18 protein-coding genes are annotated in these 23,762 nt (G+C 41.6%); 16 read left to right on the top strand and 2 right to left on the bottom strand.

Features of this window, described 5'->3' with window-relative positions; all coding sequences use genetic code 11:
• The 16 genes from DPF90_RS10290 (at position 1) to DPF90_RS10215 (ending at position 21,648) form a co-directional block, all read left to right on the top strand.
• Positions 1–984: an AAA family ATPase gene (locus DPF90_RS10290; RefSeq protein WP_114786250.1), complete on the top strand. Its 984-nt coding sequence runs from the start codon at positions 1–3 to the stop codon at positions 982–984.
• A gap of 12 nt (positions 985–996) precedes the next feature.
• The gene (locus DPF90_RS10285) at positions 997–1,959 is read left to right on the top strand and encodes a DUF58 domain-containing protein (RefSeq protein ID WP_114786249.1); all 963 of its coding nucleotides are present in this window, start codon (positions 997–999) and stop codon (positions 1,957–1,959) included.
• Positions 1,960–2,502 carry a DUF4381 domain-containing protein gene (locus DPF90_RS10280; protein WP_114786248.1) on the top strand — a complete coding sequence of 181 codons (543 nt, stop codon included), beginning with the start codon at positions 1,960–1,962 and terminating at the stop codon, positions 2,500–2,502.
• On the top strand, positions 2,495–3,586 hold the full coding sequence (locus tag DPF90_RS10275; RefSeq protein ID WP_114786247.1) for a vWA domain-containing protein: 1,092 nt from the start codon (positions 2,495–2,497) through the stop codon (positions 3,584–3,586). Before DPF90_RS10280 ends, DPF90_RS10275 begins: the two co-directional genes overlap by 8 nt.
• Complete coding sequence (locus tag DPF90_RS10270; RefSeq protein WP_114786246.1) at positions 3,579–5,294, top strand: VWA domain-containing protein; 1,716 nt, start codon at positions 3,579–3,581, stop codon at positions 5,292–5,294. The genes DPF90_RS10275 and DPF90_RS10270 overlap by 8 nt, the downstream gene beginning before the upstream one ends.
• A complete protein-coding gene (locus DPF90_RS10265; RefSeq protein ID WP_114786245.1) occupies positions 5,294–6,592 on the top strand; it encodes a BatD family protein in 1,299 nt (432 codons plus the stop codon). The genes DPF90_RS10270 and DPF90_RS10265 overlap by 1 nt, the downstream gene beginning before the upstream one ends.
• A 129-nt stretch (positions 6,593–6,721) precedes the next feature.
• Entirely contained in the window at positions 6,722–7,447 is a 726-nt protein-coding gene (locus tag DPF90_RS10260) for a siderophore ferric iron reductase (RefSeq protein WP_114786244.1), read from the top strand.
• A gap of 130 nt (positions 7,448–7,577) precedes the next feature.
• Complete coding sequence (locus DPF90_RS10255) at positions 7,578–8,345, top strand: ABC transporter ATP-binding protein (protein WP_114786243.1); 768 nt, start codon at positions 7,578–7,580, stop codon at positions 8,343–8,345.
• Positions 8,346–8,370: 25 nt separating this feature from the next.
• Positions 8,371–9,261, top strand: a complete 891-nt coding sequence (locus DPF90_RS10250; protein ID WP_114786242.1) for an iron-siderophore ABC transporter substrate-binding protein — start codon at positions 8,371–8,373, stop codon at positions 9,259–9,261.
• A gap of 5 nt (positions 9,262–9,266) precedes the next feature.
• Entirely contained in the window at positions 9,267–11,264 is a 1,998-nt protein-coding gene (fhuB, locus tag DPF90_RS10245; protein ID WP_205395184.1) for a Fe(3+)-hydroxamate ABC transporter permease FhuB, read from the top strand.
• Between the two features lie 249 nt (positions 11,265–11,513).
• A complete protein-coding gene (locus tag DPF90_RS10240; protein WP_114786240.1) occupies positions 11,514–13,094 on the top strand; it encodes a pyridoxal phosphate-dependent decarboxylase family protein in 1,581 nt (526 codons plus the stop codon).
• On the top strand, positions 13,094–14,404 hold the full coding sequence (locus tag DPF90_RS10235) for a lysine N(6)-hydroxylase/L-ornithine N(5)-oxygenase family protein (protein WP_114786239.1): 1,311 nt from the start codon (positions 13,094–13,096) through the stop codon (positions 14,402–14,404). The genes DPF90_RS10240 and DPF90_RS10235 overlap by 1 nt, the downstream gene beginning before the upstream one ends.
• Positions 14,401–15,591, top strand: coding sequence for an MFS transporter (locus DPF90_RS10230; protein WP_114786238.1), 1,191 nt, complete (start codon positions 14,401–14,403; stop codon positions 15,589–15,591). The genes DPF90_RS10235 and DPF90_RS10230 overlap by 4 nt, the downstream gene beginning before the upstream one ends.
• Positions 15,588–17,963: a GNAT family N-acetyltransferase gene (locus DPF90_RS10225; protein WP_114786237.1), complete on the top strand. Its 2,376-nt coding sequence runs from the start codon at positions 15,588–15,590 to the stop codon at positions 17,961–17,963. Before DPF90_RS10230 ends, DPF90_RS10225 begins: the two co-directional genes overlap by 4 nt.
• A 192-nt stretch (positions 17,964–18,155) precedes the next feature.
• Positions 18,156–20,336: a TonB-dependent siderophore receptor gene (locus DPF90_RS10220; protein ID WP_114786236.1), complete on the top strand. Its 2,181-nt coding sequence runs from the start codon at positions 18,156–18,158 to the stop codon at positions 20,334–20,336.
• 406 nt (positions 20,337–20,742) lie between these two features.
• Positions 20,743–21,648 carry a LysR family transcriptional regulator gene (locus DPF90_RS10215; RefSeq protein ID WP_114786235.1) on the top strand — a complete coding sequence of 302 codons (906 nt, stop codon included), beginning with the start codon at positions 20,743–20,745 and terminating at the stop codon, positions 21,646–21,648.
• Between the two features lie 45 nt (positions 21,649–21,693).
• Here the strand turns inward: DPF90_RS10215 and DPF90_RS10210 are convergent, their stop codons facing one another.
• The gene (locus tag DPF90_RS10210) at positions 21,694–22,674 is read right to left on the bottom strand and encodes an HAD family hydrolase (protein ID WP_114786234.1); all 981 of its coding nucleotides are present in this window, start codon (positions 22,672–22,674) and stop codon (positions 21,694–21,696) included.
• 132 nt (positions 22,675–22,806) lie between these two features.
• On the bottom strand, positions 22,807–23,595 hold the full coding sequence (locus DPF90_RS10205; RefSeq protein ID WP_114786291.1) for a formylglycine-generating enzyme family protein: 789 nt from the start codon (positions 23,593–23,595) through the stop codon (positions 22,807–22,809).
• Between the last annotated feature and the right edge of the window lie 167 nt (positions 23,596–23,762).

Genomic DNA, 23,762 nt, shown 5'->3' with positions numbered 1-23,762 from the left:
ATGAATCACGTACAGCAAGCCATAAACGAGTTGATAAAACGCACCGAAGAAAGTGTTATTGGACAGAGTCATGTGGTTCAAGCCTTGGTTATCAGTTTGCTCACCAATGGACATGTGTTACTTGAAGGTCTTCCAGGTACAGCAAAGACTCGCTCTGTAAAGTCACTCGCGCAAAGGCTAAACACAAGTTTTGGCCGTATTCAGTTCACCCCAGATTTGTTGCCCTCTGATGTGACAGGGACAGAAGTTTATCAGGAGCTAGAAGGGAAACCTCAGCTCATGTTTCAAGCAGGGCCAATTTTTAACAGTATCGTATTAGCCGATGAAGTAAACCGTGCGCCAGCCAAGGTTCAAGCGGCGCTGCTTGAAGCGATGGCAGAAAGCACCATCACAGTCGGTGATAAAACTCACGTGCTCCCTGAGCTTTTTATGGTGCTCGCTACTCAAAACCCTGTTGAACAAGAAGGAACCTATCCATTGCCTGAAGCGCAAATGGATAGGTTCATTATGAAGGTCACCGTTGAATACCCTGAAGATGAGGCAGAGCGTGACATCATTCGTCTGGTACGAAGTGAAGAGCAGGGTGCTAAAATCTCAGTGAAGCCGGAAAACTCATGGCATATAGACTCAGATTTGGTGATGGAGGCGCGTCGTCAGTTGCCTGAAATGACAGTTTCTGACTTGGTTGAAAACTACATTGTTGCGTTGGTAATGGCAACGCGCAAGCCAGAGCGCTACCCCGATTCTCAGTTAACAAAATGGCTGGAAATAGGAGCCAGCCCGCGCGCTTCAATTGCTTTGGATAAATGCTCAAGGGCTTATGCATGGTTACAGGGGCGTGACCACGTAACGCCAGACGATGTGCGTGCTATGGCTCTCTCAGTACTTGGCCATCGTTTTTCCCTGTCCCATGATGCCCTTGCAGACGGTGTCGATCACAAACGGGTAGTGATAGAGCTGCTTGATCACGTAGAAATCGGATAGGCGGGAACCATTATGGCTCGGCCGAAAATTGCTCCAAAAAATCAGGGGCTTGATCCTCGTTTGTATTGTGAGTACGCAGGTTTGGTTCGTCTGCAAGCTCAAGTCGAATCATTCAGCTTACTGCCTCATCTAAACTCAGGTAGCGTGTTGTCGGGCAGACATCACTCCCTTTTTCGTGGCCGTGGTTTGAACTTTGAGGAATTGCGCCATTACCAAACAGGCGACGATATTCGTAATCTCGACTGGAAGGTGACCATGCGTACCGGAAAACCACATGTGCGCAGCTACACAGAAGAAAAAGATCGTAACGTGATGATTTGTGTTGATCAGCGAAGCGGGATGTTTTTCTCTTCAACCCAAGTAATGAAATCGGTCGTGGCTGCCGAATTAGGTGCGATGTGTGGATGGCGAGTATTAAAAGATGGTGACCGGGTTGGGTTTGTGATTGCAGCAGATAACGAATTGTATCACAGCAAAGCAAAGCGTTCTCAGCATGACTTATTGGCCCAACTAAAACAACTATCTAAGGCAAATCAACGCTTAAACGTACAGTCACTCAATTCAGATAAAGTCGATTTTGGGCATTGGGTTTCGCTCTTGAAACGAATGAAGCTTAAACAATCGACTTTCATCATTATCAGTGACTGGCGAGATTGTGAAGATCATCATCTCGATCATTTAAAGCAGCTTCAGCAGCACAACGATGTATTGGCCGTCACCATTAGCGATCCCTTTGAGCAAGCATTACCCAAAGACTTAGTGAAAATGAAATGGGTGATTGGAGATGGCCGTTATCAGCTAAACCTCGACAACCAAACAAAAGTAGCAGCTGCAAGCGCTGGGTTGGCAGAACAAACCACTAAGCAGAGGCAGTCTGTAGCAGAATTGATGGCGATGAAAAGATTGCCTCATATCGAGCTGGATACTTCAGGTAACCATATCGCTCAATTTAAAAAGCAGGTGGGGAGACGATAAATGGCTCAAATTCATACACCTCCAAGTACCTATATTCTGCGTGATCTCCATGATGTCGCAGTACCAGAGAGCGTTAGCTGGCTGCCTCAGACCCTAGGTTGGACAATTTTAGCGGCTGTCTGTTTTGTCTTATTTCTCTACTGGTTATATCGTATCGCCTTTCACTGGTGGCATAACCGCTATCGGAGTGAAGCCGCTCAGGCAATATCACAACTGCAATCCAATCAGGATAGCGATGCAAAAGAGTTATTTTCAATTATGAAAATTGTTCTTATCTACCTCGACAATAGTGACGCGCCTTTATTTGACGAAAAGTTTCTGCATAAGCTTGATGAATTAAATCCTAAGGGTGTCCAATTTACCGATGATCTTAGCAAGCGCTGGGTTAAAAGTGTCTTTGACCCAAATATCTCGCTTGATGCTTCAGAATGCGCTTTATTGAAACAACGCGCACTGGCTTGGATGAAAAGTCATAATCATCGAAAGACCAAACCTCTATTTAAAACATGCTTGCATCGATTGGTAGGGGGAAAGTATGAATGATTTTCTTTCCCTGATCAGCCAACTATCCCGTGTTGAATTTGATCATCCCATTTGGTTTTTAATGCTGCCACTGCCAATAGTTATCTATTATTTGGTTCCTGCTTATCGCACTAAGCAAGTGGCGATAAAAGTGCCTTTTTTCAACTTGTTAGTTAAAGCCATCGGAGAAACACCTTCAGAAGGTGCGAGCCAATTAACGCCAACCTGGTGGCAACGTGCAACACTCGCTTTGTCTTGGGTGTTGGTAGTGACAGCGCTCGCTAAACCTAGCATTCTTGGCGCGCCGCAAGTGCGTGAAAGTTTGGGCCGTGACGTAATGGTGCTTGTTGACTTATCGGGCTCGATGGCAGAACAAGACTTTGTATCTAAGCAAGGTAAGTCAGTGACACGTTTAGACGCTGTAAAAGAAGTTCTGGCAGATTTTGTCAAAACCAGACAAGGTGATCGGCTCGGATTAATTCTTTTTGGTGACGCTGCTTTTGTTCAAACCCCTTTTACCGCCGACCAACAAGTATGGCTCGAGCTGCTCCAGCAAACTGATGTGGCAATGGCGGGGCAAAGCACGCATCTGGGTGACGCTATTGGTCTTGCGATAAAAGTGTTTGAGCAAAGCGCTAAAAACGAACAAGTACCTGACAGAAAGAGAGAAAAAGTCGCTATCGCTTTGACCGATGGTAATGATACGGGCAGCTTTGTAGAGCCGATAGACGCGGCGAAAGTGGCGAAGGCAAAAGGGGTACGTATTCATGTTATTGCTATGGGCAACCCGAAAACAGTGGGAGAAAATGCACTGGATAAAGACACCATAATGCGAATTGCAAAGGATTCAGGTGGTGAAGCCTTTGAAGCGCTCAATCGTGATGAGCTTGAAAGGGCCTATGCGCGAATCAGTGAATTAGAACCAAAGTTATATAACAGCACGACCTATCGACCAAAACAAAGTCTTCACCATTATTTGATAGTTTGGGTTGTGCTGATGTATTTAACCGCATTCTTGCTTGCGACTATTAAACGCAAACGGCTGTTGAGCCGCAGTCTATCATCTTCGATTGGGGCTGAGATGTCTGGAGATAAACATGGTTAACAGCTTAGACATCGAACAGTTTGTGACTCAGTTTCACTTTATCCGTCCACTTTGGCTATTGGCCTTCATCCCTATGTTGTTGCTTTTGTGGTTGCGATGGCGAGAAGAGAGTAAGCCGAGCTGGAAGGATGTATTGCCCGAGCATTTACGCCAAGCTCTCACTTTGGGTGAACAGGGCTGGCGCAAGCAATTACCTTTAAAGCTTTTAGTCGTGATCATTGGGCTTGCGATAATCGCTTGTGCTGGGCCCACTTGGCAGCGCCAAGCCTCACCTTTTGGTGAAGATAAGGCGTCTATGCTAGTTGTCATGGATACCAGCGATTCGATGCTACAGAAAGATCTGCCCCCCAGCCGTTTAGAGCGTGCAAAACACAAAATACGTGATTTGTTGTTAGCAAGAAAGGGAGGGCAAACGGGATTAATTGTGTATGCTGGCTCTGCCCATGTAGCTATGCCCATCACCCAAGACAGCGAAGTATTTGCGCCATTTTTAGCGGCTATTTCACCTGACATTATGCCCCAAAAAGGGAAAATGGCAGAAGAAGCATTGCCTCTTATCGATCAACAATTGCAAGGTCAACTCGGCGCAACTGTGCTTCTGGTGACCGATGGTGTTAATCCAGCCACGATAAAAGCTTATAAAACCTATTTTTCCAACAAGCCCTATCAGTTGTTAATTTTAGCCACTGGTAATTCGGATCTGATCTCGGATCGTCCGCTGGATATAAATTCGCTCAAGCAGCTTGCTAGCGAGACGTCTGGGTATCTCGTGGAAGTGACGGTGGATAATGCCGATATTGAGGCATTAAATCGCTATGTAGTGCGCAATATGCAGCTTAATGGTGATTCGGCTATGCCATGGCAAGATATGGGTTATCCATTGCTGATCCCCATCGCTTTGATTATGTTGCTGTGGTTTCGTAAAGGCTGGTTGGTGCAATGGTGTTTATTGGCAACTATTTCTATTACCGCATTTCTGCCTCACAAGGTTTTGGCGCAACCCGTATCATTGAAAGCCGAGACAACCGAGGTGCTCGAGGAGCGAACGACAATAGACCGAATGTATCAATGGTGGTGGGACTTGTGGCTGACACCCAATCAGCAGGGTCAGCGTTGGTTTAATCGCAAAGATTATCTAGAGGCTGCCAAGCACTTTACCGAACCGTTGAAGAAAGGGACGGCGTATTACTATGCTGGCGAGTATAAGCTTGCCCACAGTGCTTTTCTTGAAACGCAGAGTAGCTCATCACAAACAACAAAAGACCTAGGGCTATATAATGCGGCAAGTGCGCTTGCTCGTCAGCGAGAATACCTAGCTGCGCGTGATATTCTACAATCTTTGGCTGATAGCGATACGTTAAGTGAACCACTAAAGTCAGATGTGGCTCATAACCTCAAGGTTATCCAAGGTATTGTTAAAGAAATCAATCGAACGAGTGAGAGTCAAGCAGGCACAGAAAATGATGCCTCAAAAGAGCTGGGTGACAACCCGCAAACCGCCGAGGGAGCTGATGAGAAAACGTCGTCAGAATTGATGATCAAAGAGACCTTAAGTGCCAGCGAACTTCTTGCCGACCAAGAATTGGCCGATAAGTGGTTAAAACGAGTAGAGGCCGATCCAAAATATTTTCTGCAGGCCAAATTTCATATCCAGCTGCGTGAGAGATCTGCTCTTGTTAGTCGCTCTGAAAAAGAGGAGCAAGAATAATGAATACTGTATTTCAAACAAGCCGATTTCGTTACTTTTCATCAGTGGTTTTGTCGTTAATCGTGCTGGTGGCTATCTCAACGCCTAATCAAGCAATGGCCCAAAATATTCAAGACCTTGAGCGCAGTAACAAGGTTGAACTTCGAGCTTGGGTTGGCAAGCAAGATGATGTGAGAGCCGATCGAAAACCCCAGTCATTCAGCGTTAATGAACAAATCATACTAAATATTGAGGTTGCCACACCACGCTGGTTTACTGGCGGTACTCGCATTGGCCGCATAGAGATACCCAATGCTATTGCCAAGCAGCGCAACCAGCTTGCGACCAATTACACTGAGAAAAAACAAGGTAAAACTTGGTCTCGGCAGCGTTGGGAAGTGACCCTCTATCCCCAATCTTCGGGTAAGTTTGTGGTTCCACCTATTCCAGTGAGTGTTCAAGTGTCAGCACCTAATGGCAAGTCCGTATCGGGCACTTTGTATACTAGGCCAATACGTTTTGAAGCTAAATTGCCTTCTGGTTTAGTAAGCGGTGAGGAGCAGTGGTTTACTGCGACCGATGTAGATGTCAAACAGACTTGGTCAACGTCTAATGATCAACTTAACGTGGGTGATGCGATTACGCGAACTGTAGTAATTAATGCAAAAGACAGCCTGTCAGTCCTACTGCCGGATATCTTATCTGATCGTGCAACGCCAAAATATCAAGCATATCCCAAGCCCAATAAATTGGCGGATACGGCCATGCGTGGTGATTATCAGTCAAGTCGTGTGGAAGAAATGGTATACGTGATCCAGCAAGGTGGTGAATTAAGCTTACCTGAATACCAATTTCAGTGGTGGAACAGCAAAACCAAACAACTTGAAACACACACAGTGGCAGGGAAAACCTTTATCGCAAAACACACATTTCAGTCATTCCTTCGAGCCTACTCGCTATGGTTTTATATCGCTGCTGTAATCATTTTAGCCACTGGTCTTATGTTACTGACTGCTCGACGATACTATAGCAATCATCCTATGCCCGCGTGGTGGGTGCTCAATCGCTTGCTAAGAGATGAGCGATGGAGTGATGCACGAACTTTCTTGTATCGACATCTACGCAAGAATACCAATGGATTAGAAATGAGCAAAGTGTTGACTTCAGACACTTGGCTTGAAAAGAGTGGCCGACTTCAAGGTGGAGACAAAGACAAACATGTGTTTGTGTCATTATGGAGAGTGATAAGAGGAATGAGAACGAGTCGATTTAGGTTAGCAAGCTTCAAAGCGCTTCCTAAATTGATTAATAGGAAGTAAACGCAAAGAAAGTGAGCCTTCGGACTACTATCATCCTATTTGTATTTTTAGTTAATAAGAATCAATTGCATTTGGAGTGTTTTATCATTACCCTTTGAGCTGAGCTTTATTTCTATGGATATTTAAACCATGGGTTCAGATGTTTTTTTTGACCGGCTTTTTGAATGTTCTCGAAAGGTCACTCCTTATCTCGAAGGTAAGATATCCGCTGTTCCGACGAATGCATCGCACCAGTGTATTTTGCATATTGATCATCCTTGCAGTGATAATATTCATGATCTTTACAGCCGCTTACAAGTGGCTCATCCAGAAGCAGGGTCTGCATATTGGTTGACACGAACTTGGGACCTAGTATGTTGGCAGCCTGTTTATTTGGCTTTTATCTCGATCTATCAATTAGGAGGACTGCCAAATTTGACTCGTATAGCGCAATATGTTCAGCCCAAATTCGTATCAGGTTTTCAATTCGAGTCAGAACAATATGTACGCGGTACTGAAACTGAGTTGATCAGAATAGCCGGTCTCCAGTTGCAAACGTTGTCGACATTTTTTCGTCAAGAAATGAGTCATTGGACTCGAATTCGGCCAGGCTTCACAAACCATTTATTAGCTGATAGCTTACTTGGGTGTTTAGTAAAAGTAAGTCAATGGACATCTAGCTTTTCCGATGATGACTTACTTCAACAGGCGGAACATTGGTTGGAGGCATGCAGTTTACCGGTGAAACTCGCTAACAGATTATCTATTGATGAACAAAGTGATCAACTGGTACTAGTACGTACAAGTTGCTGCTTAGTTTACAAATGTTATGGTCGAGATCTTTGCGCCAATTGTCCGCGTCAAACAGGAAAATGAAGTAGATTTGGTTTATGAATGTGTTCTGACGAGCATTTTGTATGATAATGATTATTAAAATTGTTATCATTGAAATTCTTGTTATGGTAAAGTTTACAGATGAAGTTTAATAACTAGATTCTTGATTGTAATGTTTCAATTGCAGGATGCTTCGTTTGCAGTCGAAGATAAAATCATTTTACACCCCACTAAACTAGGTTTTAAAAAGGGGATGATAACAACCTTGCTTGGTCATAATGGTTGTGGAAAATCAACCTTGGTTAAGCTTCTGGGTCGACAAAATCAGCCCGCTAGCGGTGATGTTTTGTTTAATGATAAGCCCGTATCTTCATTTTCCAGTCGGGATTTTGCACTGAATGTCGCCTATCTTCCTCAGCACCCGCCTATTACAGATGGTGTGACCGTGCGTGAGTTAGTATTTTTTGGTCGTTACCCATGGAAAGGTATCTTTGGGCGTTACAGTAAAAAAGATCATCTATTGGTAGATGAGGCTATTGAAAAAGTAGGGTTAACAAGCCTTCATGACCGGTTTGTGGCAACTTTATCTGGCGGTGAAAGGCAACGTGCATGGGTAGCAATGCTTCTCGCCCAGCAAAGTTCATGTGTAATACTTGATGAGCCTACCTCCGCATTGGACATTGCTCACCAGTATGAGCTGCTTTCTTTGATCCAAGAGCTCAATAAGACGAGCGGCTTGACAGTTATCATGGTTCTACATGATGTTAATATGGCTGCAAAGTTCAGTGATCAATTGGTGGCGTTGCATTCTGGTAGAGTCATCGCAGAGGGTACACCACAAGAGCTAATGAAACCTGATACTTTGATGAAAATCTATGGAATGAAACTAGAGTTATTTTTGCATCCAGTAACCAATCAACCTATCAGCTATATTCCATAAGCTCCTATCAATAAGGAACCCGGCAATGAAACCAGTAATAACTCTTTTGATATCGCTATTTGCGTTATCCTCCAACGCATTTGAAGTTCAACATGATATGGGTACTACGACATTTGACGAGATACCCAAAAAAGTAATTGCGCTTGATTGGGCGTTGACAGAAACGGTTATTAGTCTTGGGGTTCAGCCCCAAGGTATCGCTGATGTTTCAGGATACAATACTTGGGTAACAAAGCCAGTACTTGCAAAGAGTGTAATAGATGTGGGTTCACGTCGGGAACCTAACCTTGAGTTATTATCTGATCTAAAACCTGATGTTATTCTCATTAGCGATCACATGTCATCGGCCTACCAACGATTGCAAACGATAGCTCCAGTGTTAGTTTACACAATATATAATGATAAGAAGTTACCGCTTAAATCAGTAACGGATATAACTCGTTCTTTGGGCTCATTACTAGGAAAAGAGATAAATGCAGAAGTTGTGATTGAACAAACGGAAGCGCGTTTAAAAGCTAATGCTGAAAAGATAAATGCGGCTAACCAGAATACCAAACCTCTCATGTTTATCCGATTTATGAATGCTAGTACTATTCGAGTTCATAATACTGGCTCACTGGTTCAGTCCATAATCGAAAAAATGGGTCTGAAAAATGACTGGCAAGAAGAGACTAATGATTGGGGTTTTACTACAGCAGGAATTGAAAAATTAGCTGAACATCAGAAAGTGAATATACTTATTTTTGGACCACTTAAGGATACTGAACGCAGACAATTGTCTCAGTCACCATTATGGCAAGCAATGGAGTTCACACGAACTCATTCAGTATATGAACTGCCTGCAATCTGGACTTTTGGTGGTCTTATTTCAGCTCAAAGGTTTAGCGATAGCATCACTGAGCAATTGACCAGATAAATTTAATGAATGTAACTAATACTTTACCTTTTAGTCATAAAATGATCGGGCTAAAAGTGTCCATGATTGGGTTTCTGTTTGGTGTCTTATTAGTTTGGCTTATCCAAATCACGGTTCCTTATGCAAAGGGATGGTCAATACTATTGGATGTATTGTTCAATTATGATGAGTCGAACTATCAGCATCTTGTTACCTATTTAACCTATCTACCCCGTTTAGCAATGGCTGTTATTTGTGGTTTTGCGCTGGGTGTTGCAGGTTGTGTTATGCAATTTATGTTGCGTAATCCTATTGCATCGCCAACAACATTAGGTGTTTCTTCAGGCGCAGAATTAGGCATGGTATTAGGTATACTTCTGTTACCGACAAATAACGTTATTCCTAATTTTCTTCCTGCTTTTTTCGGTGGCTGTTTAGCCACTGTATTGGTTTTCTTATTGAGTGCTAAGCGAGGTTTTTCGCCTTTGCATATGGTTCTCTCTGGCATGGTTGTGAGTCTTTTTTTGGGTGCCCTCAATACAATGTTGCTGTTGCTGAATGAACAACAACTTACAAGTGTATTTGTATGGGGAGCTGGGGTACTCAACCAAAATGGATGGTCTGGTGTTACGACGTTAATACCGTTAGTTATGCTCCCAATTTTATGTTTGTTGGTGCTACAACGGCCATTATCAGCACTTCAACTCGGGGATAGGGTTGGTTCTTCTCTTGGTATTAATATTAAGCAGATCAAACTTGTGTCTCTAACGTTAACTATTTTAGTTGTTTCTGCTGTAACTAGTGAAGCAGGATTGATTGGGTTTGTTGGAATTGTAGCGCCAGCGATAGCAAGATTTTTGCGCGTTAGAATTCTCCAGTGGCAGCTTTTTGTCAGCGGTGTTATAGGCTCCCTGATGCTATTATTTGCTGATCTGATTATCCAGCTTTTATCAGGACCTAGCGGAGACTTGTTACCCACAGGGGCGATGACAGCTTTGCTGGGTGCACCTTTTCTGCTCTGGTTACTGCAAAGAAAATTCTTACAATCTGAACTTAAGGTGCGAGACCAAGTAGTTGAACACTACTATCATCGTAGTGTTGCTAGAGTAGTTTCGGGGTTGGTGTTGACCCTTACTATTGCCATTGTCATTGCTCTTTTGGTTGGAAGAAATCAACTAGGCTGGTCATTAGACTTTTCAATATCATTATTTCAACTTCGCTTTCCAAGGGTATTCGCTGCTTTATTAGCTGGTGTAGGGTTGGCACTTGCTGGCTGCATTATCCAGCGTATATCGAACAATTCTATGGCAAGCCCAGAGATATTGGGCATTAGCTCGGGAGCGGCGTTTGCGCTTGTCGTAGGTGCCATTTTGGGGATAGCAATCGAGCGTTATGAGCAAATGCTAATTGGTGCATTCGGCGCAGCAATTTCGACTGGGTTCGTATGGTTTTTTGGCCGCAAACATAATTTTTCTCCGTCTCAAACATTACTAACTGGTATTGCTCTCAGTGCTAGTTTAGATTCGGCCTTGCGTATCGCGATTGCTTTAGGTCAAGACAATGCACTTGCATTAATCGCTTGGCTTTCAGGCTCAACGTACCTTGTTGCCAGTAATGATATTGAGTTCTTGCTTATGGGTATGGTCTTATTAGGTAGCACCGCTTTGCTAGTATCACGTTGGATAGATTTAATTAGTATCGGAGAAATAATGGCCGGTAGTGTTGGTTTAGAGTGTCGAAAAGCTCGCTTGCTACTTTTGGCATTAGTTGCATCAATAACCACACTTTGTACTATCGTTATTGGCCCACTTAGCTTTGTTGGTTTACTTGCTCCACATATGGCAAAAACACTAAGTCAATATCAGGCACGGAATCAATTGGTTTCCGCGGCTCTCATCGGAGCGACTATTATGGTTATCGCTGATTGGGTAGGGCGTACCCTGTGGTTTCCTTGGCAGTTCCCCGCCGGCTTGTTGGCTTCTTTATTAGGAGGTGTTTATTTCTTGTACCTAATGAGTAAATAAACGTTATCATGGAACCACTGAGCGATTTGCTACACCTGTTTTAGCTCAAGTTTCCAGAAGATTTGATATGGTCTTATAAGGCTTGCACCTGCTACCCAGTTCTCTAAGTCTCTACTGCTAAAGATAAACAAATCATTACAACTATTGAAATGATAATAATTATCATTATAATGCGTATTTCTGTTTTTGGCATGATAAAAGCAGATAGCCTAAGAACATTTAAACACCATATGATATAGGGAACACAAAATGATCAGTGCTGACTCATTTACTGCGGTACATTCCGAACTAAGAGCTCCCCTCGAACCGATCGACTTTGTATTCAATCGAAACAACCTTCACTCTTATGAAGCCAGTGTTATACAGGGTTTAAACTTAATTAAAAGTCAAATTGAAGCGACTCATCAGCCATTTAGTGGGATTCTTCCTGACGAGTTAGCACCAAGGTTTTTGAATGTAGATATCGATCAGCCACTACATTCCGTAGCTGATGCTCTTGAGGAAGTAAAGTCACTTTATTTAAACGATGCTGTATATTTCCATCATCCTAAATATATGGCACATCTGAATTGTCCAATTGTCTACCCCGCGATTTTGGCAGAGCAAATACTTTCTTCTATCAATTCATCACTAGATACTTGGGACCAGAGTGCAGGTGGTACGCTCATTGAGCAAAAACTACTTGACTGGACAGCTAAGAAAATTGGATTTGACGCTAAAGCGGACGGTATTTTTACCAGTGGTGGAACTCAATCTAACTTGATGGCGATGCTGTTAGCTCGTGATAACTACTGCGTGAAAGAATATCAACATAATGTTCGTGAACAGGGCTTACCTAGTTTTAGCCATAAGTTTCGAATTTTTACTTCCGAACTTAGTCATTTTAGTATTCAAAAGTCCGCAGCATTAATTGGTCTCGGCTACGACGCTGTGGTTTCTGTTGCTGTCGATGAGAACTTCAGAATGGATACTCAAGAACTACAGCAAGAGATAAATAACACTATAGAGCTAGGTCTGATTCCATTAGCCGTCGTCGCTACTACGGGAACGACAGATTTTGGTAGTATTGATCCCACCCATGAAATAGCTAATATTTGTCAGCAGTATGGAATTTGGATGCATGTTGACGCAGCCTATGGCTGTGGAACCCTTGTCTCCAAGCAGTATCGACATCTCCTATCTGGAGTAGAAAAAGCGGACTCAATAACTATTGATTACCATAAATCTTTTTTCCAACCTGTTAGTTGTGGAGCTTTTTTTGTCAAAGACAAGTCTAAGCTTAGCCTTATTACTCACCATGCTGAGTATTTAAACCCACTTAGCCAAAGACAAGAAGGAACACCAAACTTAGTTGACAAAAGCCTTCAAACAACTCGTCGTTTTGATTCATTAAAGCTATGGCTAACACTAAGAGTTATGGGGGCAGACAATATAGGCCGAATTTTTGACCAAGTTATAGGCCTTGCAAAACTTAGCCACCAACATTATCAATCTGACGTAAACATCGAACTAATCCACCAACCAGAATTAAGCACATTAGTTTTTCGTTACATTCCAGAGTTTGATGCAGATGATAGTAATATAGATAAAGCCAACGAATATATACGTAAAGCAATATTTCGTAGTGGTGAAGCTGTGGTTGCCAGTACCAAAGTTCGTGGGAAGCGCTATTTAAAATTTACACTGCTCAATCCAGCCACAAATATTACTCATATTAACGATGTTATGGCGCTTATAAAACTGTTTGGACACGAGTATTTTTCACCTCAACAGGTATTAAATAATATTGACGAGAGTCAACCACACCTAGTGAGCATGGAGTCAATTTAATGAATAGTCCAATCTTTGATTTCATCGCTATTGGTCTTGGACCATTCAACCTTGGACTTGCAGCGCTTACGCATACATTGGATGATGTTAATGGTTTATTTTTAGATAAAAACGAGGGCTTTGATTGGCATCCAGGTATGATGCTTGAGAGCGCTCATTTACAAACTCCCTTTTTATCCGATTTAGTTACACTTGCCGACCCAACACATCCGTTGAGTTTCCTTAACTATATCAAGAAACAAGGTAGGTTGTATTCCTTCTATATTAGAGAGAATTTCTTTTTGATGCGTAAGGAATATAATCAATACTGTCAGTGGGCGGCTGAGCAAATGTCAGAGATACGTTTTCAGCACAATGTAACAAAGGTCACATTCAATGAGGAAACTGAGCTCTACAAAGTAGATGCTGAAAATTTAGCTGTGGGTAATATCGCTAACTTTTATTGTAAGCATATTGTTCTGGGAACCGGGCCAGTTCCTCACATCCCAGACTCTTGTCTAGAAATCACACAAGAAGTCACTCACACTTCGAAATATCTATTTGATAAGGAGCGGTTACAGCAGAAGGAATCTATTACTATTGTCGGAGGTGGACAAAGTGCCGCTGAAATTTATTATGATTTATTGCAAGATATTGATACTAAGGGGTATCAATTAAATTGGGTGACGCGGTCTCCAAGATTTTTCCCGCTTGAGTACAGTAAGCTTACCTTAGAAATGACATCTCCAGAATATGTCGATTATTTTTATCATCTTCCTGCTGCGAAGCGAGAGGAATTGATTAGTAAACAAAAGAATCTATACAAAGGAATCAATGTCAGCTTAATTAATGATATTTTTGACCTTTTATATGTTAAGCGCCTTTCGGCAGAGGTTAATACTCACTTAATGACTAATACTACATTAGAAACTGCCCATTACCATCACGGACGCTTTACTCTAGGTATGAGTCAAGATGAGCAAGGTATGTTGTTTAATATTGATACTCAAGGCGTTGTTCTAGCCACAGGCTATGTCTATCAGCTTCCAGAGTTCCTAGAAGGGATTCGTTCGCATATTCAATGGGATAATCAAGGCCGTTTTGATGTTAATCGTAATTACAGCGTTGACAAAAGTGGTAGTCGTATTTTTGTGCAAAATGCTGAGCTTCATACTCATGGTTTTGTGACGCCTGACTTGGGTATGGCATGCTATCGAAACTCTGTGTTGATTAAAAATATTACGGGAGTGGAGCACTATTCGATTGAAAAGCGTATTGCATTTCAAGAATTTGCTACGCCAGTTACAGAGGGAGCGCTGGCCTTAGCATGAACAATCTCAAGTACTCCCTAATTATACTTACGTTAGTATCAGTTGTTGCAGATTCTATGCTGTTACCCTTTTACTCACAGTTTTTTGCTGAGGCGTTTGATGTTCATTCAAGTCAAATGGTGGGTTACTACATTGCGGTAAGCTGCCTAACCGTTACCGTAAGTTTTCCTTTTTGGACAAGAGTTGCTGAGAAAGTCAATGAAGTACATTTGTGGATATATACACAAATTATTGCAGGCATTTTAGGACTAGCATGTTACTACACGACATCACTATTACAGTTTTGGATCCTTTCACAACTTATGTTGATGTTTAAAGCAAGTTACTTACTTATCTATCCATTTGTGATTCGCTTAGAAGAAAAAGAAAAGCACGTGAATATGGTTAGTCTTTTCTCAGTATTAATGCATTTTGGTGCTATTGGAGGTGCGCTACTAGGAGGCGTTATCCTGCAAATGTTTAACGCAAAAGATGCTTACTTGGTTATGCCTTTTAGTGATGCAATACAAGTTGTAGTGTGTATATTTATTATCCTTAAGCTTAAGGTACCGTTTTCGGCAGAGAAGCGTTTAGAAACAGTGCCATGTGTCACTTCAACTAGTCATAAACGTTTCATTCTAAATCTTGGGGTAGTGTCGATGTTGTTCTACTTCAGTGTATTTTTGATTCGGCCATTTTTCTCTCTTTATTGGCAATCAATATCAGAGATACAAAGTGAGGTGCTGTCTGGGTTCGTCTATTCGATTCCGGGCTGGGTAGCACTAGTTGGCCTTTGGTTTAACAATAGGTCAAAACATTCAGAACGTCATATACAGAGCATATTGGCAGCGATTTGCATTGCGATAGCTGGTTTGATGATCCAAAGTTCCGAGCAAGCATGGATTGTTGTTTTGGGTCGAGGTATTTTCGGCTGGGGACTTTTTCAAGCGACAGTACGACTGGAAGTATTTATGTTCGCTCGATCTACCCCAGATAATTACGCTAAAGACTTCTCTCGCGTTTACCTTTTCCAAAACATAGGGGTTATCGGAGCGTCGTTCGCTATCGGTTATATTGTGGATCACGGTTCGCTCGTTACGCCATTTTATATTGGTACTTTGGGCCTAATAGTAAGTACGATTTATTTTGCTATGGTATTTAAAAAACGTTCACATACAACTTCTATAAACGTTCAGGAGGCGAAATGAGAACGCCATTTACTATAACAGATTCTGGATTAGGTCACATAAGCTTAGTCTCATTTAATTTAGATCTTTATGCACAAGATGTTTTTCGCTGGGTGACCGAACCCTATGCTGAGTTTTGGGGTATGCAAGGTTACTCTGTTGAGCAAGTGTGTGTCTTTTATAAGGACATCCTACAAAACGATCATTGTAATGCTTTCATAGGTTTGGTTAATGGTACTCCGAGCTTTTTAGTTGAAACCTATGACCCAAATTATGATCAGGTTGGACAACATTATAATGTCCAATCTGGTGATATGGGTATGCATATACTTATTGCTCCAACTACAAAACCAAAATCAGGTTTTACCTCCAACGTGTTTAAAGCGGTGATGGAATTTATGTTTCAGGATCCTATGCTCATGCGAGTCGTGGTTGAACCTGATCACCGTAATTACAAAATTCATCGACTGAATAAGATGGTGGGTTTTCAACATATTAAACGTATTCAAATTGGTGAAAAACTAGCTAACTTGGCTTTTTGTACCCGAGAGCAATTTCATACAGCCTCAACATTAGAATATGAGAAAAAAAACATGGATATCCATCACGACCCGGAAATGGCCATCACCTCTATAGACCCGAAATCTTGGACAAAGGTTAATAGGCAGCATGTTAGAAAATGCTTAGCTGAGCTCTGTCACGAAAGAATTCTAACACCAAAAAAAATAGATCATGCAGGAGAGTGGGGAATATATCAACTCCAGACTGATGATGGAGAAATAAAATACATATTTAAAGCTAAACTACTTAAATTGGATCACTGGTTAATTGAAACTAGTTCAATTATTAAAATGTTTGGTGATCAAGAGAAAAGTTTAGACTCAATAAGCTTTGTGATTGAATTTTCTCAGACACTTAATATCCCAAAAAAGCTGTTACCCACCTATTTAGAAGAGATTACAAGTACCTTGTATTCAGCAGCCTTTAAGGAGAAGAAAGATTGGTTAAGCGCTGAGGCTCTTCTGAATGCTGATTTCCAGCAAGTAGAGTCTGCTATGATTGAGGGTCATCCCGCATTCATTGCAAACAATGGTAGAATAGGTTTTGATGCTCAAGATTTTCTTCGCTATGTCCCAGAAGCTGGTTATCCTATCTCTTTGATTTGGATAGCTGCACATAAGAGTCGAGCGGACTTTTCTCATGGTCAAGACATCAACTACGATGATTTGATGATGCAAGAATTGGATCTTTCAACACAAGATGAGTTTGCTAAAAAGATTGTCAGTAAGCAGAAAAACCCAGATGACTATACGTTAATACCGGTGCATCCATGGCAGTGGTATAATAAGCTGGCCAATGTGTTTGCCCCTGATATTGCATCAGGTCATTTGATCTGTTTGGGTTATGGTGATGATAGCTATCAAGCCCAACAGTCTATCAGGACTTTTTTTAATCGAAGTAATCCGAACAAGTTTTACGTCAAAACTGCACTGTCCGTTCTTAATATGGGCTTTATGCGAGGGTTATCTGCCAATTATATGCGCTCAACACCAGCTATTAATGACTGGGTGTATCAGTTGATACAGGGCGATAAATATCTACAGAAAAATGGTTTTAAAATTCTTAGGGAAATTGCAGCGACAGGCTACCGAAACCCTTATTATGAGCATGAAGCTTTGCAAGATAACCCTTACAAAAAAATGCTCGCTGCTCTGTGGCGTGAAAGCCCTGTGCCTTTACTTGGTCCCGGTCAACGTTTGATGACTATGGCATCTCTTTTACATGTTGATCCAAACAATAAAGCCTTACTTCCCACTTTGATAAAAGCATCAGAACTTTCGACGGAAGACTGGCTGTCTAAATATATGGATATCTATTTGTCACCTTTATTGCACTGCTATTACCAGCATAGCTTAGTGTTTATGCCACATGGGGAAAACTTGATCCTGATTTTTGAAAACAATGTTCCTGTGAAAGCTATTATGAAAGATATTGGTGAGGAAGTTTACTTACTTAATTCAAATACAGAGTTACCCGACAGTGTCCAGCGTATTTCTATTCAAGTACCACCGGAGGAAGAGACCTTATGTTTTTACACTGACGTTTTCGATTGTTTCTTCCGTTATATGAGTGCGATTTTAGTTGAGCATATTGGGTTTCCAGAGCAAAATTTCTGGAAAGTTGTAGCTGACAATATTCATCGGTATCAAACTGAGCATCCAGAATTAAGAGAGAAATTCGAACAGCATAGTCTGTTCTCTCCAGAGTTTGTCCACTCTTGTCTAAACCGTTTGCAGCTTGCTAATAACCAACAAATGGTGGATCTTACAGATCCTGCGGGAAGCCTTAAGTTTGCCGGAACCTTAATAAATCCAATTTCTCAATTCGCATAAAGTAACAAGCATAGTAGCTGTGTTTACTATTGCTTTTAAACGGAGTTTTAACGTACACCAATAAATGTTTTCTAAGGACTTGTCATCGTATTCCTAAGAGGGCGAGTCCTTACATATAAATAAAAATAACAATTATTATCAATTGTAAACGTATTGCTATTTCTATCCTTTTTCTATTAATCGAGGAAAAACATGTACATTTCACCAAGTCTAAAACGAACTTTTATATCATCGTCGTTATTAGCATTATTTTCATCTCCCACTTGGGCTTCTGAACGAACGGATGATGCTATACAGTCTCAAGAAACCAATGGAGCGACAAATCAAGATGAAACCATTACCGTTGTCGGCCAAATGCATCGTAATGCAACTACTAAAACATCACTCGCTGCGGAGGAGACTCCTCAAGGGCTAAGTTTCATTGAGAGTGAAGAATTGGAGTATAGAGAAGTACAATCACTGAACCAAGCGCTTCGCTATACTCCTGGGGTTGTGACAGAAACAAAAGGCACAGACGTTACATTACTTGACAATTACTATGTGCGGGGTTTTGCGGTAAATAAAAGTTATTACGATGGTCTTGCGTTACCGTATCTTACTAACTGGAACTTACAATTCCAACCTGACCCGATTACCGTACAGCAAATCGAAGTTTTCAAAGGTCCAACATCCGTGCTTTATGGTGCTATGAATCCAGGAGGTATGGTAAATATGGTGGCGAAGTCACCACAAATGCAGCCAAGTACCACAGTTAGTATCAGTGGTGGCTCACGTGATCTTATGGAAGCGTCGATTGATACAACAGGTCAAATCGGAGACAGCAATTTATCATATCGTTTAATAGGCTTAGCAAGACAGCAAGATACCCAAGCAGATTATGCTGAAAGTGAAAGGTATGTGCTGGCGCCTTCATTAAACTGGCAGATATCAGATAAAACACTGGTTAACTTTAACGTTTATTATCAAAAAGACCCAGCAATGGGAATTAACTCCGGCTTACCAGCATCCGGTATGATCACTAGTAATCCAAACGGCTCTCTCTCTTCTTCCACATTTGCCGGTGATGTTAAATGGAATACGCTTGAACGTGATTTTTTGATGTTTGGCTATAAGTTAGACCATCAGTTTGATGAAACATGGTCTTTCATGCAAAATACTCGCTATACGGATGGTTCGTTTCACCAAAGAAATACATATAATAATGGCCTGTCTGATAATGGAATATTAGCACGTTCAATCTATAGCACGGATGAAGAGCTGCGGTCATTTGCCATCGACAATCAGATCTCAGGGAATATTAGAGCTAAAAGTTGGTTGCATAACCTATTAGTGGGTATCGACTATCAGGAGTTAAGTGGAAAGTCTAACTATAAAAATTATGCCACAGGTGATATCAGTGGCTGGGGGGACTTTAATATCTTCTCTCCGAATAACAATATTATTTCGGACCCCAATTCTCTAAACTCAGATTACAATCAGGATAATGATATCAGTTTCAATCAATTTGGTGTGTATTTTCAGGACCAAATTAAAAAAAATCGTCTTGTTTTATTAGCTGGTGGAAGATTTGATCTGTATAAATCAGACAACAAAAAAACAGTTTCAACCACCACTGATATATCTTCTAGTGAACAGAGCCAGTTTACATACAGAGTCGGTGCGTTATACACCTTTGACAATGGTGTCGCTCCATTTGTGAGCTATGCGACAGGGTTCGAGCCGACTACAGATCAAGATAAGAATGGTGAAGCATTTAAACCAGAGAGCAGTCAACAGATTGAGCTTGGGGTAAAGTACCAGTCGCAAGACATGACAAAGAGTGCATCAGCTTCAATTTTCTATATAGAAAAAAACGATCGAGTAGTTACTGACCCTAGCGATAGGCAGAATAAACTACAAGTAGGGCAAGTGGTATCACAAGGATTTGAGCTCCAAGGTCGCTGGCAGCTAACTGATGCCTTTGATATTGCCCCAAATTACACCTATATTGATAAGGAGGTAACAGAAGATCCATCCAATGATTTACAGGGCACGACACCTATTTATGTTCCAGAACATAGTGCTTCTGTTTGGGCTAATTATCATATTTACACAGGGCCGCTTGCAGGGACACGTTTTAGTGGTGGTGCACGTTATGTGGGAACTATGCAAATGGATGCAACTAATACCCAAGGTAATGTTCCTGCTTATACCGTTGCTGACATATCTATTGGCTATGACTTAAGTGAGCTAAGTAGCAGTTTAACTGGGGCATCAGCAAATATGTTTGTTAATAACGTTTTTGACGAAGAAAATTATGTTTGCTACGACAATAGCAATTGCTGGTATGGTGAAGAGAGAAGTATTTCTTTAACATTAAAATATCAAATGTAACCATATTGGTATAGATAAAGCAGCCCAAGTCGGGCTGCTGTCAATTTTTAATCACCCCATTCCCAATCGATATCAATCCCGTCAGCTTCCCATTCCAATGCCAGCACGGCTGGAGCGAATAACACTGCTTTTAACTTGTTCATATATATCCCTATATGTTTTTTATTTGAGAACAATTAGCACACCCTTGTGTTAGTCGAATATGACACTAGACTATTTTTCTCCGTATCTTTGGGTTAGATCCACAAAACGAAAGTAATTCGTAGCGAACTTTGTTAAAGGAAAGCCGATGAAATCAACACAGTATGCGAAGAAATCTGTATCGCCGCTCAATTTCTTGATTTTAAGTCGTGGTCAGTAGGCAAGTTGGTTAGAATAGAGCGGTGTTGGATTTTGTGTTGGTGCCATGAAGAATACAGACTTAAACCTTATTCCCATTTTTGTGGCGATTTATGAGGAACAAAATTTATCTAAAGCCGCAGCTAGGTTGGATATTAGCCAGCCTGCCGTGAGTAAGGCTTTGGCTCGCCTTAGAGATATTTATGATGAGCCTTTATTTCATCGCAGCCCTTCAGGCGTTGATCCAACCAGTTTTGCAATGGATATTTACCCTGCGATGTTAACCGCGCTAAAAAACTTTACCTCGACCTTATCGGCTTCAAGTAGTTTTGATCCTAAAGTATCCAATCGAATTTTTTCTATTGCTTGTTTGTCTGTAGCCAGCTACGAATTAATGCCGCAACTTATGTGTCAAATTCGCGATCAAGCCCCAAACATTGCTTTAGAGGTTCACCCGCTATTTACCGAGGATTATGAGGCTGATTTGCGCCTTCAACGTTATGATTTAATCATAGATTTGCCGCCAAGAGGGCGAACTGTACTCAAAACCGAAGCGATATTTTCTGAGCGTTTGATGGTGGTTTGTCGTGCTGATCATCCTCGTCTGATAGATGCTTGTACCGTTGACCAGTTTTTAGCAGAAGAACATGTGGTGGTGGCTCGTTGGCAGGCAAGGGATAGTTTGCTTACCGGTGAAGATATAGAAGACCTAGCCAGACGAAATATTGTTTATCGTGCGGCAGGTGCAATGGAAATGTTGCCTGTTATTAATAGTAGTGAGCTTATTGGTACCTTGCCAGAGTCGACTATCGAGCATTTCTCTAACACCTATGATCTTAAATCCTTTCCTCTTCCTTTTAGCGATAGTGTGCATGATTTATATTCTATTTGGCACTCCAGTCGAACTAACGAAAGTGCGCATCAGTGGTTAAGAGCACAAATCAAGCGGGCGGGTAAAGCGATCCGAAAATAGGCGTTTTGATTTTAACGCTCCCCAGAATGGGGAGCGATGAGGGAGTTAATAAACAGTGCACCATTCGTTTTTCATATCAATGAGGTGCCAATTGTTGCGTTTGTTTGCTTCATCCATGGCCTTATCAAGATGTCCAACGCTTGATTTACGGTCATATTGCCACTCTCTGTCTTTGTCGGTGTGATGAACGATCATCGCCATCGAATTGGGCTGGCTTGTTGCCCATTGCATCATGGCGTGGTCACCATCGGAATTTCCGACAGCAAGTACAGGCTTTTTACCTATGACATGTTGAATGTTTTCAACTTTTACTGCTTTGTCATCAATGCTAAGAATTTCATTAAGTTTGGTTACGGTTGGGCTACCATCGTTGTAATCATATTGATATTTAAGCGCGCTACCGATGATTTGTTCTTGAGGGATGTTGTACACATCCGGTGCCCAGACACGCATAAAATCAACACCGCCACCAGAGACAATATAAGTTTTGAAGCCGTTGTCTTGAAGATAACTAAGCATCTCTCGCATCGGCTTATAGGTTAGGTCAGTATAGGCCTTGCTAAATCGCGGGTCTTTGGCTGCTTCAAGCCATGTGGCCACGCGGCTTTGGTACTCTTCGACCGTCATACCACTATGTGTGGCGGTAACGATTTTTAAAAGTGCTTTCTCACCACCGCGAAATACACTCGGGATGTCATTTTTGAGCACTGACTTAAACGGCTCTTCTGCACTCCATTCTGGATGCTGGTCAGCCATAGACTTGACTTGATCGAAAGCAAAAGCAAGCTGGTAGTAATAGGGTTTTTCTGACCAAAGTGTGCCGTCATTGTCAAAAACAGCAATCCTATCTTTTTCTGGGATAAATGTGTTTTGCGACTTATCAGTAGATTGAGAGATAAACTGAGTAATCTCCGTTTTACTCGCACCATCTTTCCAAGAAGGTAATAAATTTGGGTCGCAATCGACAGCCATTGCTGAGAAGGAAAGACTCGATAAAACGGCGAGGGTACAGATGTTCTTGTTCATTTATAGGCTACCTATGTGTTTGTTGTACTTATGTGAGTGCAGCGATAGATAAACGTATAAGGTGATATACGTTTGTCTAACCTAACCAAAAACGTGTGTAAAAACTTATCGTGCATTGGGCATGCGTTTTCGCTACTGAGTATCTTTTGCTAGCCGAAGCCCCATGTCCGACATAATAATAGACTGACTTGCGAAATCTCGGCGGAAATTTTCCGACTCATCAGCATCATAGGCAAAACTTCCGCCTCGTACGACCTTGTGTGCTAAGCCAGCTTTTTCCTCTTTTGCATTATTAGGATTAGTTGTTGGACCAAATCGATAAAAGGTATCGTCATAAGCGTCGATGACAAACTCTCCGACATTGCCCGTCATGTCGTAAAGTCCAAGCTCGTTAGGTTGTTTTTGCCCAACAGGATGTGCTTGGTTGTTTGAATTGTTTGCATACCAAGCGACATCGCTAATGCTATTTGAACCTGAATAGGTATAACCGAAACTCTTATTACCACCTTTGGCGGCAAACTCCCATTCTGCTTCTGTGGGAAGTCGATAGTGTTCACCGGTTAACTGATTAAGCCGTTGAATAAAGTAATTTGCTTGCTGCCAACTTAAATTATTTACTGGCATGTTTTGGCCATGAAAGTAGCTCAATGATGATCCCATTACGGACTCAAACAGCTCTTGTGTGACCTCGAATTTAGAAATATAAAAGCTGTCGATTTCTACCTTTCTGGCGGGTTTTTCGGCTTTGTTGGCGCTTTTGCTGTCAGAACCCCTGATGTAAGAGCCTCCTTCTACCTTAACCATATATTGATCAATGTTGAGAGCAATAGGGTGAGTGGGTTTTGTCGTACAGCCGTTGACCAATAGACTTGATAAAATAATGGAAAGTGAATGTAAGACTACGTTTTTATTAACTTTCATCAGTGAGTTCTCTTTCATATTTCGAAACCTTAGCTTAACAGCAACAGCCATGAAAAAAGGTTATATCCGGTATAACAAGCCTGTGGCATTAATGACATTTATGATTGCTGTACCAAGTTAAGAGCAGGGCGGCTAAGACTGTTTTTAACTGACTTAAACAGAGAAAG

It is taken from the genome of Vibrio tetraodonis (assembly GCF_003350295.1).
Lineage (GTDB): Bacteria > Pseudomonadota > Gammaproteobacteria > Enterobacterales > Vibrionaceae > Vibrio > Vibrio tetraodonis.
The sequence above is the reverse complement of the archived record's forward strand: the minus strand, read 5'-3'. Positions and strand labels throughout refer to the sequence as shown.

Coding starts and splice junctions, on each gene's coding strand:
- DPF90_RS10275 (WP_114786247.1), top strand. CDS start 2,495: ATGAATGATTTTCTTTCCCTGATCAGCCAACTATCCCGTGTTGAATTT.
- DPF90_RS10210 (WP_114786234.1), bottom strand. CDS start 22,674: ATGAACAAGAACATCTGTACCCTCGCCGTTTTATCGAGTCTTTCCTTC.
- fhuB (WP_205395184.1), top strand. CDS start 9,267: ATGAATGTAACTAATACTTTACCTTTTAGTCATAAAATGATCGGGCTA.
- DPF90_RS10285 (WP_114786249.1), top strand. CDS start 997: ATGGCTCGGCCGAAAATTGCTCCAAAAAATCAGGGGCTTGATCCTCGT.
- DPF90_RS10220 (WP_114786236.1), top strand. CDS start 18,156: ATGTACATTTCACCAAGTCTAAAACGAACTTTTATATCATCGTCGTTA.
- DPF90_RS10265 (WP_114786245.1), top strand. CDS start 5,294: ATGAATACTGTATTTCAAACAAGCCGATTTCGTTACTTTTCATCAGTG.
- DPF90_RS10230 (WP_114786238.1), top strand. CDS start 14,401: ATGAACAATCTCAAGTACTCCCTAATTATACTTACGTTAGTATCAGTT.
- DPF90_RS10255 (WP_114786243.1), top strand. CDS start 7,578: ATGTTTCAATTGCAGGATGCTTCGTTTGCAGTCGAAGATAAAATCATT.
- DPF90_RS10260 (WP_114786244.1), top strand. CDS start 6,722: ATGGGTTCAGATGTTTTTTTTGACCGGCTTTTTGAATGTTCTCGAAAG.
- DPF90_RS10215 (WP_114786235.1), top strand. CDS start 20,743: ATGAAGAATACAGACTTAAACCTTATTCCCATTTTTGTGGCGATTTAT.
- DPF90_RS10205 (WP_114786291.1), bottom strand. CDS start 23,595: ATGAAAGTTAATAAAAACGTAGTCTTACATTCACTTTCCATTATTTTA.
- DPF90_RS10250 (WP_114786242.1), top strand. CDS start 8,371: ATGAAACCAGTAATAACTCTTTTGATATCGCTATTTGCGTTATCCTCC.
- DPF90_RS10280 (WP_114786248.1), top strand. CDS start 1,960: ATGGCTCAAATTCATACACCTCCAAGTACCTATATTCTGCGTGATCTC.
- DPF90_RS10290 (WP_114786250.1), top strand. CDS start 1: ATGAATCACGTACAGCAAGCCATAAACGAGTTGATAAAACGCACCGAA.
- DPF90_RS10235 (WP_114786239.1), top strand. CDS start 13,094: ATGAATAGTCCAATCTTTGATTTCATCGCTATTGGTCTTGGACCATTC.
- DPF90_RS10240 (WP_114786240.1), top strand. CDS start 11,514: ATGATCAGTGCTGACTCATTTACTGCGGTACATTCCGAACTAAGAGCT.
- DPF90_RS10270 (WP_114786246.1), top strand. CDS start 3,579: ATGGTTAACAGCTTAGACATCGAACAGTTTGTGACTCAGTTTCACTTT.
- DPF90_RS10225 (WP_114786237.1), top strand. CDS start 15,588: ATGAGAACGCCATTTACTATAACAGATTCTGGATTAGGTCACATAAGC.